Below are 12,495 nucleotides of genomic sequence, written 5' to 3' on the forward strand. Positions count from 1 at the left end.
TGTCGGTTATTCGATCTTCAACGTATTGGCAGGATTAATTCGCGCGACCTTGATCACATGCCAGCTGACCGTCAGCATCGTAATGATCAGCGTCCCGGCCGTGGCACTAACGAAAATCCACCAGGGCAGGTTAACCCGGTATTTATAGCCCTCCAGCCAGGATTGAAGCATCCAGTAAGCAATAGGAACGGCAAGGAAACAGGAAATGGTAATTAGTACGATAAAGTCCTTCGACAGCAATATCCATAACTGCGAAAGATTGGCGCCGAGTACTTTGCGTACGCCGATCTCCTTGGTGCGTTGTTCGGCAATAAAAGAGGACAAGCCGAAAATTCCCAGACAACTGATAAAGATGGCGAGGCCGGCGAAGATGCTGGCCAGCGTACTGACACGCTCTTCATTACCGAACTTTCGTGCCTGGTCGGTATCGATGAACTCATAACGGAACGGGTCACCATTCATGTGGGGTTTTATAGTCGCTTCGATCGCGGCCAACGATTCCGATACGGGTTTTTCAGGGTTTAATCGCAACGTGAGGATATTCAACGGATCTTTGCTCAGGAAATAGAGCGATGGCCATACCGGGTTATACGGGCCAGCGAAGACAACATCACGCACAACGCCGACGACAGTAAAGGGAATATTACGGCTTCGCAGTGTTTCGCCGATGACATCCTTTTTACCTAAGTATTTTGCCGCTTCCTCATTGAGGATTACCGCGGCGGAATCCGAAGGGAAATCGCGGGAGAAATCACGACCGTGTATAACCTCCCATTGAATTGTTTTTCCATATTCATATGAACCTTCGAATATGGTAAAGTCGATAGACAAATCAGGGTCCTTTCCACTCCAGTCGATGCGGCTGCTGCTACCCCACGAACCCGTAACAGGAGCAATAGATTCGGTCAGCTCCACAATTGCGTCCGCGTCGATCAGCGACTTTCGGATGACGTCATAATGATCGTGCACACCTTTTGATATTCCCGGAATCATTACCAGTCCATCCATACTATATCCCAGCGGCCGGTTCTTGCCATGTCGCAGCTGTAAGAATACGGCGGTAGTGCCGATAATCATCATTGCCGATACGCTGAACTGAACAACGACCAGAATCTTGCGGGGCAGGGAAGCGCCTGTTCCTGCTTTGAATACACCTTTCAAGGCACCTGCGGGACGGATCGACGATAGATAAAGTGCCGGGTAACTTCCCGCGAGCAACCCGATCACCACCCCGGCGCCCGTGATACCGACCCACATCAACGGATGGCGCCAGGGAAGGCTCATATTCTTTTCGGCAAGCGAATTAAAAAGAGGAAGTAACAGGTACGTCATTCCCAAAGCCAGTATAAGCGACATAAACACCGTGAAGATCGATTCACTAAAGAATTGCGTAATGAGCTGACTGCGATAAGAACCAATAGCTTTTCGAATGCCAACCTCCTTTGCACGTTTCTCGGATCGCGCCGTGCTGAGATTCATAAAGTTGATACAGGCCATCAGCAAAACGAATACGCCGACAATTCCGAACATCCACACGTATTGAACTAGCCCGGCGGCCTGTTTTCCATCGGAAAACTCGCTACGTAAATGCCAGTCGCGCATGGGGAGAAGAAACAGCTGCGGTTTCTTCACGGCCAGCGCCGCGCTCAGATTCTTGAGTCGTGCATCTTTTATACGGGTGGATGCCGACGCAAAGTCCGCCCCGTCAGCCAACATGACATACATTTCAAACGCATTGGGCCGCCACGGATCATCCATCTTTTCAAGCTCGGACATCACGGCATACTTCGACCACTGGCCAATGAAGAGAACTTCGGCCCATTGCGATCGCTGCGGAAAATCCTGGTATACCGCTCCGACCTGGAAAGAATGGCCATCCATAGTAATCAACTGACCGATCGGATCCTTATCACCAAAAAAACCTGTTGCCGTCGACTCCGAAAGCATGATCGTGGAGGGATCTTTTGCAGGCAACGTTCCTTTCACCAATGTGACGTCAAACATGGTATAGAAATCCGGCTCACAAAACAGACCGGTTTTGGAATATTTCTCCGTGCCGGCGTTAATTTCCAGCGTGTGTTGGTGGACTTGCGACACCATGGAAACATATTGGAAGTCTGCTCCATAATGTTGCCGGACCTCATTTCCCAACGGCCAGGGTACGTTTGGCCAGGTGCTGACTTCGCCATTGGCAGTGACGTTCTGAAACGTCCGTCCGATGCGGTCGTAGTGCGAAAAATTTCTGTTGTAAGACACTTCATCATAAATCCATAGACTAATGATGAACGCAACGGCAATGCCGGTCGCCAGACCCAAAATGTTGATGACAGCATGCAGTTTATTTTTTACCATGTTCTGCATGGCCGCGCGGAAGTAACTTCTGTACATAGCGGTAGAAAAGTTTGGAGTACCTTTTAATTTTCGTATGGCAAAGGGGCGCAGGTATAAAAAAACCTGCTTCCAATAATTCAGTTTTGCACGGAAGCGTGATCCTGCTTCGAGATCATAATCGAAATTTTCTTTCAGGTCTCCTACAACTTCATCCTGAAGATCATCTCTCAGAAATGACAAGAGCACCTTCGTGGCGAAGCGGGGCGGTATAGGACGCTGTTTTTTCAACTCAGTCCGGTTAGTCCCAGTTTACCGGCGAATGCCGGATACTCCTTCCACAATTGTACTTTGAACTCCATCGACTCCTTTAGCACGCGCTTTCCGGAAGCGGTAATGACGAAGATTCTTTTTTTGCGGTCGCCCCGTTCAGAAGTCGCATTTTGCAAAGAAGAACGTACAAACCCTTTCGTTTCCAACCGGTCAAGCGTAGAGTGAATGGAACCTATAGATATAGAGCGGCCCGTGCGCTGCTCGAACGCCTTTGCGATCCGAAAGGCATAAGCGTCCGATTCCCCCAGGATACCGACAATGAGCATCAATGTCTCCTCAAAATCGCCAATGCGTGTTTCGATCATATTCGTTACTAAATTGTAGAACGAACATACGCAAAAGAAGTTACACTTCCTTCTACATTTTAGGAAGGAATAAAAGAATAGTGGATTATCCGGCTTTAGAATCCTGGCTTTAGATTCATCGGAATAAGTATCCGAGAATCAACCGCCACACCATTAACCTTCAACGGCAACCAATCATCGGGTAGCAACTGCGCCACGCGCAGCGCTTCTTCGTCCAATCCATGTCCGAGACCGGACACTACTTTCTCATTCACCATCTTTCCCTCCTTGGTAATCGTAGCACTAACCACAACGGTCCCCTTAATTCCTGCCTGCCGGGCAGCAGCAGGATATCTAAATCCGAGCATATAGTACGCCAGCTTACTCCGTCCGCCCAATAGCAAAGGTGTCTTGCCTGTATTATTCGCCCTGGCCTCCGCACCGTCCAGGATCTTTACATCCGCCGGATTCGGGAAGCCATCACTTAACAACACCGAGTCCTTACTGAAATCAATTCGTTGAATCACCTTTCCCTTCACATCCGAATACTCCCAAATCCCCGTCCGCACATTGTGATCATACTGCCCTTTCTCTTTATATGCTGCCGGCCCCTGCACTTGCTTTTGGTAGGAACCGTGCTTGATCGAAGGCTTATACTTCAGAACATAAAATACCTCTTTCGAGGCGGGGATATAATACGTGTGAACCCGGATCTCGGTCTCCTCTTGGGCATGGCCGTGCAGGAACAGCACGCCCAGCAGCAGCGAAAGAAAAATTCTCATGAAGTGGTCTTTTTGACATCGCGTGGATGCGCTGTCAAGATGACCAGGATTGGCGGATTTTACAACTTTTTAGTAGTAGACATATCCGTCGCCGCTCGTGATCAGCGCAACGTCTGTTTCGTCGGCATCGCGTATGGGCATCGTCACCAGCTGACCGTTGACTTCCTTCCAGAAGGCGTGTTGTGAACGAATCAGGTCCAGTTGTTTGCGTGACGTGATCTCCTCGAGCTGTAGCTCGCCGGCCATGTTGCCGGAGCTGGCCGTGGCCGGTATAAAAAACACCAGCTTGTCGGCCATGATCCTGGAACGGACCGTCATAAAATACAACGGCAGGTTCTCTTTGTCAGCATACCGGAAACGTATAAAATACCGGTTGCCTGTCTTTACGATCGTAGGGCATTCGGTAAAGTGAGCCTCGTCGCGAAGATCGACGATGGCCATTGGGGAGCAGCTCGCCAAAAGGGCGAGGATGAATAAACAACATGAAAAGCGCATAGTACAAAGGGTATAGGTTTCAATCTGCTGTATAAGCAATCAACCGGCCCCGGGCCGCATAGAATTACTGTCGAACGGGCGATAAAGCGGATGAAAGGTTGCCAATGACCGACTAAGCGTCTGACCCCTGCACCATTGGTCGAAATCGCAGATTTATACCACCCATACCCCCGACGTGCAGGCAGAAGATATATAGTAAATATAATTTTAAGGAAACAATCGATTGATTCGTTTGGTTTTGTCGCAATTATTTGACATTGGAGACCATTGTGTCTATTTTTATTTCACCAACTCATTTAACCTAAACCTACCTTGACCCATGAAATGGACCATTCGGAACAGACTGTTCCTGTTAGTCTGGATTATTGTTGGCATCTACGGAATTGCCATCGCCTTCACCATCGTCAACTTTCGAAAAAACTTAACAGAACGCGCACGGCAGGTAGCCCTGTCGCAACTTGCCGAAAAGGCCAGTAGCGCCCGCGTGATTGTACAGGGAGACTTCGAAATTGCCCGCACTTTGTCCGAGACGTTTACGCGCACGACGTCATTGGAAACGAATGTGCGCGAACAGGTTGTAGAAGCAGCGCTTACCGGTGCCGTCGCGCAGAGTCCGCGATACCTCAGCGCCTGGCTCAGCATGGAGCTCTCGGCCGTGGACACCGCCTGGACAAGCCCCTATGGCCGGAAGCGCTATACCTACTACCGCACCGGCGCACCGCTGATCGACACGGTAAACATCAACGGCGATATCCCTGGCAGCCTGTACGCGACGTTAAAGGCTGCGAAGGAGGAAGCCCTCACCGAACCGTATATACTGTCGTCCACGTCGTCGGTAAAGGATCAACGCAACAACTACCTGGGCACGTCGGTTTGCGTACCCCTGTTAAAAGACGGCCGCTTCCTCGGCCTGGTAGGTATGGACATCACGCTGGATGCCCTCGATTTTATCGCCCGCATCAAACCTTTCGAAGGGGCCACCAGCTTCCTGGTATCCCACCAGGGCATCATCGTCTCGCACGAAGTACCTGAAATGATCGGCAAGCCTTTGTCAGCCGTCATAAAAGGCGATACCACGGCCGTCCTCGCCAGCATCCAGCAAGGCAAGATCCTGTCGTACAACGACAGCACGGCAGACGATGCGTTGATAGCCTTCACACCGCTGCACATTGGCCGCTCCGACAACCCCTGGTCCATTGGCACCATCGTACCGACAGCGTCCATAAACGGCGGCATCAATACCATCCTGCTCCGCACGTTGCTGCTCAGTACCCTGGGCCTTGTCCTCCTGATCGTAAGCGTCGTCTTAATAGCAAACAGCATCACGCATCCCATGAATGCCATCAATGCACACCTCAAGGCGCTGGCACGCGGGCAGATCGGCATGGCGCGTACAACGCGAAGGCTGCGGGGTGAGCTACGCGAAATGACCGAATCTGTTTATGCGCTGGAAGCAAACCTGAAAGACAAGATCGACTTTGCCGTCGACATCGGGAAAGGAAAGTTCGACAGCGTCTTCCAGGTATCCGGACAGGATGACACGCTGGGCCTGGCGCTGGAATCCATGCGTACCAACCTGAAACGCTTCCGCGAAGAAGAAGCCAAAGGCGTATGGCAAAACGATGGTCTGGCACGCCTCAACGACGTCATTCGCCGCCATGCGGGCAACACCGAAGGCTTCTACGACCACGTACTCAAAACCCTGGTACAAATCCTCAAAGCCAACCAGGGCGGTCTGTTTATCATCCAGGGCGATGACGATGATCGTTACATCGAGCTGGTGTCGGCCTATGCCTACGAGCGCAAAAAATACCTTACGCGTCGCCTCGGCTGGGGCGAGTCGCTCATTGGTCAATGTATATTGGAAGGGGAGATCATACACCTGAAAGACATCCCCTCAGGCTACATTCGCATCACGTCCGGTCTGGGCGAAGCAACCCCGGCGATGCTGGTATTATTGCCGCTGCGTACCGAAACACATGCCGTCGGCGCCATCGAGCTCGCGACATTCGCGACGCTCCAGCCGCACGAAATAGAATTTCTGAAACGCGCCGGCGAGATTATTTCTGCTTCGATCTATAACCTGCGCGTGGCAGAGCGGGTGGTTTAATATACCTCCTGTACCCCGGCTTCGATCAGGGCAAGGTCTTCCTCGGTAGGGGGTTGCAACGTCAGCGGCACCAGCGCGTTGTTCACTTCCTTCCAAAAGAACTTGCCCTGGTCGATCAGGGTGATCTGCCTGGTTTCGGTGATCTCTTCGATTTGCAGCCGGCCCGCCATGCTGCCATCGCTGGCCATGGCCGGGATATAGAATAGAAGCGTGTCTTTTTGAATCCGGGTACGGATCGCCATAAACGTCAACGGTGGACCTTCCTCCTTATCCGCATACCGGAAACGGATAAAATACCGGTCACCCGACTTAATGATCGTCGGCGACTCCAGGAAACGATTGACATCGTGCAGGTCGACAAACGCCATCGGGCTGCAAGCCACCAAAACAAGAAGACAGAGAGGAAGAAATGAACGCATAGAATAAAAACGCAACAGTGAATCTATGCAAATTTTGCAAATATCTGCACAGTTGCAAGAAGTGTCAAAAAACGGATGGTACGCCGGCAGGTGTCAGCCCTGTAATACTTCTATTCTCCCAACCAGCTTTTCAATATTGCCGACTGTTGCGCATCAGGCGTAGCGAGTGGTGTAATGGCAAAAGAAGCCTTTCCTTCCCGTACAGTAATATCGATGGCCAGGCCCGCATAGGCGAGATATTTGACATAGTCAACAGGCTTAGTAGTATACACATACTCAAACAGCTCTTTCAAGGGCGTACCGGCGGCAGCCTCACACGCCTGCTGAAACTCGGCATCCGTAAAACCGCGTTTCAGGTCCTGATAATAATGCCGGTATAAGTATCGCATGACATCGTCAAGCGATTGTTTGTTTCCGCTGGCCTGCCGGATGCCCAGATCCAGCAACAGGCCCATGGCGGTGCCCTTGTCATAATACGAAACGGTCTTCGACACATCCGGCCGCTCAAAAGGATTACCATCCCAGGTGTTGTAGCTGGCTTGCACCAGTGACTGGTATAAACGCCCCGCGTTATTTTCATACGATGCAATGGTCCGCTGAAAAGCCGACAGGAACGCCTCGCGTGTAATGAGCCCGGACCGGCGCAGCATGATATACTCGTAATACGACGTGAACCCTTCTGAAACCCACAGCAGGTTGGTACGGTTCTCACGCTCATAATCAAACGGTCCCAGCTCCACCGGGCGAATGCGCTTTACATTATAATGATGAAAATATTCATGGGAGAGAAAGCTCAACATGCGCTCACGTCCCTCCGGATTATTTAATTCGTTCCCATCAAAGCTTACAGCCGTCGAGTTCAAATGCTCGATGCCACCGCGTCCGGGGCCGATGGCGATAAACGTATAATGCTTATACGGAATATCCCCGATCAAATCTGCCGCCAGGGTAACGGATCGCTTGAGCTCTTTCATAAACACCTTGCGGTCAAAGCTCCCAAGCTTATACCCAATAAACCGGTGCGGAACACCATGCACCGTAAACGCCGGCAGCTCTTCCAGGTTACCGAGCAGAATGGGGCTGTCGTACAAAACATCAAAGTCCGGCGCAGTATACGTATACTTCTTTCCCGCCACCGAGTCGAGCCCGGTCGCTACGCGATTCCACTGCGGCGCCGGCTTTAGCGTGACGGTTACGGGATGTTGCAGAACCCCGTCCGCGTGCATAAAAAGTCCGGTAGGAGCAATATACCCATGCGTGTCGTAAAGGAAGTTAGCCGCTACAAACGACATCGTAGCCTTAACAGAATACTGGAGCGTGATCCGTTTCGCCCGTTGACTAAACACCCGCCATCCGGAGCGTCCGGCTTTCTCCCAGCGCACGGCCTTGCCGTTGCCATCCTTCACGCTGAAGCTCAGGACATGGTCCGCATAATTCCGCACCTGGTAAAGCCCCGGCATCCACGCCGGCATTTTAAACACCACCGTATCACGCGACAGATTCTCACACACCAACTCCACCTCAAACACCTGATTCGCCGGCTTTGGCATCGACACCGTAAACGCCAGGCTACTTTTTTCACCTTGCCCTTGGCAAGCACTCAGCACAAAAACCAAAAGAAGCGATAGGAGCAGGCTCGCGGAGAAGCGCAGCCGCATAGGAGAGAAGCGTGATACCATGTTTGGAATAGTATGATAAAACGCAATATACAAATCCACTACGATACATGTGGACTTTCACTTTAACCAAGGTAATATTTGCCAACAGCGGGGTAAAATATGGCTATCAGGTAGATTCCTACTTCCGCGTCAACACCCCCGCGTGCAGCACCCCCTGCATCACCGCCCCAACCGGTACGAAGATCGTCTATGAGATTTACGATAGTGTGAGACCAGCTTTATTAACATATTAGGATATGCGCGCAATGTGAACGCTATCCGGGAATAAACGATGGTGGTATTTAAATTGAGTTAACGAACCTAAAACGAGAAAGTATAAAATTTCCCGGCCTCGGTGGCCAAATCATACTCATACACCCGCCGCACGTGCTCCCCTTGACCTGGCGCAGCAACTACCCCCGGCGCTTTCACGTCCGCTACGGCAAAGAACGGATTGCCATTCGCACCTTGCGCAACCTGAAAACCTGCGTGCTTCAACGCGTCATATACCCGTAACCGGCACTTCCCACCCAGCGCCGATTTCACTACCAATCGGCTAATCTTTCCATCCTTCCAATCCAGATCAATCGTAAAGCCTCCACGCGTCTTCAACCCCTTCACCTTCCCGGTATGCCAGGCATCCGGCAACGCCGGCAGCAAATGTACCGCCCCGTCATGGCTCTGCACCAACATCTCGGCAATCCCCGAGGTACACCCAAAATTGCCATCAATCTGAAACGGCGGATGCGCATCCAACAAATTCGGATAGGTCCCACCTTCATTGTCACGCGAAGGCGTCAGCTGATCCTGCATCAACTTGTACGCGCGATTACCATCTTGCAACCGCGCCCACCAGTTCACCTTCCACCCCATAGACCACCCGGTGGACTTATCCCCCCGATACACCAGCGACGTTCGTGCAGCTTGAAACAAGGCCGGATTTCGATACGGCGACACCTGGTTGCTTGGATACAGTCCATACAAATGAGACACATGCCGATGCTTATCATCCGGTCGATCCAAATCCTCCAGCCACTCCTGCAACTGCCCATGCTTCCCGATCTGCATTGGCGGCAGCTTCCCCAGCTTCACACGAATGGAATCCGCCAGTGCCTGATCAGCACGAAGCAATGCCGCTGCTCCCAGGAAATTCGAAAACACATCAAACACCAGTTGATTATCCATCGTAGCGCCCGCGGTCATCGACACCCCCCGACGATGTTCATTCTCCGGCGACATGGACGGGACCACCACCAGCCAGCCATGCGAAGGCTCCGTCTGCAAAGCATCGGCATAGAATAACGCCGCGCCCTTCAGAACATCGTATACACTTTTTAAGAAATTCGCATCGCCCGTATACTGATAATGCTGCCAAAGATGCTGCGACAACCACGCACCCCCCATGGGCCACATGCCATAGAACGCACCATCTACCGGACCCGTAATGCGCCACAGGTCCGTGTTGTGATGCGCCATCCATCCACGCGCGCCATACATCTCTTTTGCGCTCGCCTGCCCGGTAACAGCCAATTCTTTTAGCATGGTAAACAACGGCTCGTGCATTTCCGGCAAGTCCGTAACCTCCGCCGGCCAGTAATTCATTTCCGTATTGATGTTGATGGTATACTTACTATCCCATGGCGGCATCAGTTGATGATTCCATAAGCCTTGCAACGTCGCCGGCTGCGTACCCGGCTGCGAAGCAGAGATCAGCAGATAGCGTCCAAATTGAAAGTATAGCGCCGCAAGCTGTGGATCATTCCCCGTTGCAAATTGTTGCAAGCGGGCGGGGATCGGCTGCTTCGTAGCAGGCGTTGTGCCCAGGTCAAGCGACACCCGGTGAAAGAATTTTTGGTAATAAGCAGTGTGATTGCTTTTCGCCCTGGCATAGGGTTGCTTCAAGGCCGTTGCTAGATAACCCAACGTCTTTTGATGAGCATCACCACTCAGGTCATGGTAATTCCGGAAGTTCGTTCCCATCGAGATATATACCGTCACAGCCCTGGCCTTCGATACGATCAGGGTGCTGTCCGTCGTGGTCAGTTTGCCGTCGTCCAGCACAGGCGTTACGAGTGCCTCAAATTTTACCTGTCCTGTTTTACCCTCATGACTGCTCGAAGTTCCCGTCAAGACTAACCGTTGCCCTTCAGTATAGATGCGCTTACTTGTATGCGGACTCTTCAGCCGGATCGTACAATCTACCGTACCGCCCTTTCCCGCCGTCACCTTCATCACAATCACCTGGTCCGTAAATGAAGCGAACACTTCGCGTGTATACTGCACATTACCCACCCTATACGCCGTCGACGCCACCGCCTGATCAATATTCAAGTCGCGTGTGTACCCCGTAGCCGCATCGTGTCCAGGGAAGTCGATGAGAAGATCACCCACCGTCTGATAAGGCATGCCGTGATTGACATTCGGCCCAGCCACCTTCTGCGTCGCCAGGTCCTGTGCCTCCTGATACTTGCCCTCGAAGATCAGCTTGCGCAGCTCCGGCAACGCCTCCCGAAATCTGTTGTCAGGCAGATTGTTCCCCGGTCCACCGGCCCACACCGTCTCTTCGTTCAGTTGTAACCGCTCCTGCGCCGCCCCGCCAAACACCATGGCCCCCAGCCGCCCGTTGCCAATGGGCAGTGCCTCATTCCAATTCGCCGCCGGCTTGTCATACCATAGCCGCAACAGCTCTGCCTGACTCGCGGATTGGGCGTGGCAAACGCTCCCCCAACAGGAGAGTATGAAAAGAATGAAGACGATCGTGCGTGTAGGTTGTAGCATACAAAGTTGTTTGGTTTCAGAATATACACAATACTAAAACACACCACTTAATAACCCGTTAAAATCTGCTTAACGCTAATACGAACAGCCAAATAACAGGATGACCGGCAGAAGAGGCAGTGTGAGTGTGAAGTGTGAGAGCGGACCAACGTAGCTGGCGCAAGTTTTAGCACCAAGCGTTAGCGTAGGTGCGGAACTTGTGCCTGGAACTGTCTTCAGCCTCCAGATTGCCGGAGGACCAGGTACAATTTAAACCCGTGGTCATCGCGTACGAATATGTTGCCTCTTTTACCGTCGTACCAGGCTGCGCAAGGACTACCTTATAATGGTACACAAAAGATTGAACAGCTGCTGCCGGCTCCTTACGATTCAAAGCCGCGCCCCGTTTCATGTCGCTCAGCACAGCAGCCGTGGCGGTCGGAGACGCTACCCTTGTATTCTCAACATCATTGCTGGTATCGGTAACAGCAATATCCTCTTTGCTACCATTCGCAAATTCCCCAACCTCACGATCCACATTCACCCCACTCTCGTCCTCGCTCTCACTTTGATTCCCTCCTGCCACAATCGCCAAAATCTTCGCCGCCCCCGCACGCTTGATCTGCTTCACCTCGTCACCATCCATCGCATCCCCAAAACAAATCCCAATTCCCAACATCAAGCTATACCCGCTTTCCGGTGGCAGCTGGTCCAGCGACAGCTCCAACGTAGTGGCCGGCGATCCCTTCAACGCTGAATGCCACTCTGACGAAGTATAACTACATCCATACATGGTATCGTACCACTTCGGCGCCTGATACTTACCCGTTCCTTGGTTGAACTTAAAATCCGGTACAATCCCCAGGGAGATCGTAATACTAAACTTCGAATGCCGGTTATTAGGAAAAAAATTAATGTCGCGCACCAACGCCGGTATCTCCACCTTCGCCGAGCCTTTTTCTGTATCGATCGACCAGCTCAACGTACTACGGAGCATCGAATCGAATGTAGTATATTTGTTAAGTTGAAAACCTTCCAGTAACTTGGGGTGTTTCGAAAGCTCGATCGCACGTTGGCCTAATTTGCTGGTGGCGTCTTGCTTCTGAATAAGTTTGAGCGATTTGTTGATAAACCCGCTGAAATTATAGTCGGCTAGCGCACGCATCGGGTGCATCATAAAACGGACTTCTTTGCCCATGGTCGAGCAGCCGCCAAATTCGCTCATGTACAGTCGTGGAAGGGCAAATTTTGGTGATTTTTTGATCGTCTCTTTTGAGGCGCCGCCTTTACGCCGCACCACGATCTTGTCTGTACCGCGCATGCGGTAAA

The 12,495-nt window shown here is 51.8% G+C and carries 9 protein-coding genes; 1 reads left to right on the plus strand and 8 read right to left on the minus strand.

Annotated features, from left to right (window positions below):
• Positions 1-6 precede the first annotated feature (6 nt).
• The 4 genes from K7P01_RS31495 to K7P01_RS31510 form a co-directional block, all read right to left on the minus strand.
• Positions 7-2,619: an ABC transporter permease gene (locus K7P01_RS31495; protein WP_267298578.1), complete on the minus strand. Its 2,613-nt coding sequence runs from the start codon at positions 2,617-2,619 to the stop codon at positions 7-9.
• Positions 2,616-2,966: a PadR family transcriptional regulator gene (locus K7P01_RS31500; RefSeq protein ID WP_267298579.1), complete on the minus strand. Its 351-nt coding sequence runs from the start codon at positions 2,964-2,966 to the stop codon at positions 2,616-2,618. Before K7P01_RS31500 ends, K7P01_RS31495 begins: the two co-directional genes overlap by 4 nt.
• Positions 2,967-3,061: 95 nt before the next feature.
• Positions 3,062-3,727 (minus strand): energy transducer TonB, encoded by a 666-nt coding sequence (locus K7P01_RS31505; RefSeq protein ID WP_267298580.1) that lies wholly within the window; start codon positions 3,725-3,727, stop codon positions 3,062-3,064.
• Positions 3,728-3,796: 69 nt separating this feature from the next.
• Complete coding sequence (locus tag K7P01_RS31510; RefSeq protein ID WP_267298581.1) at positions 3,797-4,222, minus strand: hypothetical protein; 426 nt, start codon at positions 4,220-4,222, stop codon at positions 3,797-3,799.
• 319 nt (positions 4,223-4,541) lie between these two features.
• On the opposite strand from K7P01_RS31510, the gene K7P01_RS31515 reads away from it, so the two are divergent.
• Positions 4,542-6,332 carry a cache domain-containing protein gene (locus K7P01_RS31515; RefSeq protein ID WP_267298582.1) on the plus strand — a complete coding sequence of 597 codons (1,791 nt, stop codon included), beginning with the start codon at positions 4,542-4,544 and terminating at the stop codon, positions 6,330-6,332.
• On the opposite strand, the gene K7P01_RS31520 is transcribed toward K7P01_RS31515, so the two are convergent.
• The 4 genes from K7P01_RS31520 to K7P01_RS31535 all read right to left on the minus strand — a co-directional run.
• Positions 6,329-6,751 (minus strand): hypothetical protein, encoded by a 423-nt coding sequence (locus K7P01_RS31520; RefSeq protein ID WP_267298583.1) that lies wholly within the window; start codon positions 6,749-6,751, stop codon positions 6,329-6,331. The two genes, K7P01_RS31515 and K7P01_RS31520, sit on opposite strands and share 4 nt — an antisense overlap.
• A gap of 110 nt (positions 6,752-6,861) precedes the next feature.
• On the minus strand, positions 6,862-8,430 hold the full coding sequence (locus K7P01_RS31525) for a M61 family metallopeptidase (protein ID WP_267298584.1): 1,569 nt from the start codon (positions 8,428-8,430) through the stop codon (positions 6,862-6,864).
• A gap of 300 nt (positions 8,431-8,730) precedes the next feature.
• Positions 8,731-11,187, minus strand: coding sequence for a glycoside hydrolase family 95 protein (locus K7P01_RS31530; protein WP_267298585.1), 2,457 nt, complete (start codon positions 11,185-11,187; stop codon positions 8,731-8,733).
• 166 nt (positions 11,188-11,353) lie between these two features.
• On the minus strand, positions 11,354-12,495 hold a 1,142-nt coding region (locus K7P01_RS31535), incomplete at its 5' end, for a hypothetical protein (RefSeq protein WP_267298586.1).

The sequence above is a fragment of the Parachryseolinea silvisoli genome, from assembly GCF_021190955.1.
In the GTDB taxonomy this organism is placed as follows: Bacteria; Bacteroidota; Bacteroidia; order Cytophagales; family Cyclobacteriaceae; genus Ohtaekwangia; species Ohtaekwangia silvisoli.

Excerpts from the sequence above, each read along its gene's own strand:
- K7P01_RS31500 (WP_267298579.1), bottom strand. The coding sequence starts at position 2,966 with ATGATCGAAACACGCATTGGCGATTTTGAGGAGACATTGATGCTCATT.
- K7P01_RS31505 (WP_267298580.1), bottom strand. The coding sequence starts at position 3,727 with ATGAGAATTTTTCTTTCGCTGCTGCTGGGCGTGCTGTTCCTGCACGGC.
- K7P01_RS31510 (WP_267298581.1), bottom strand. The coding sequence starts at position 4,222 with ATGCGCTTTTCATGTTGTTTATTCATCCTCGCCCTTTTGGCGAGCTGC.
- K7P01_RS31515 (WP_267298582.1), top strand. The coding sequence starts at position 4,542 with ATGAAATGGACCATTCGGAACAGACTGTTCCTGTTAGTCTGGATTATT.
- K7P01_RS31520 (WP_267298583.1), bottom strand. The coding sequence starts at position 6,751 with ATGCGTTCATTTCTTCCTCTCTGTCTTCTTGTTTTGGTGGCTTGCAGC.
- K7P01_RS31525 (WP_267298584.1), bottom strand. The coding sequence starts at position 8,430 with ATGGTATCACGCTTCTCTCCTATGCGGCTGCGCTTCTCCGCGAGCCTG.
- K7P01_RS31530 (WP_267298585.1), bottom strand. The coding sequence starts at position 11,187 with ATGCTACAACCTACACGCACGATCGTCTTCATTCTTTTCATACTCTCC.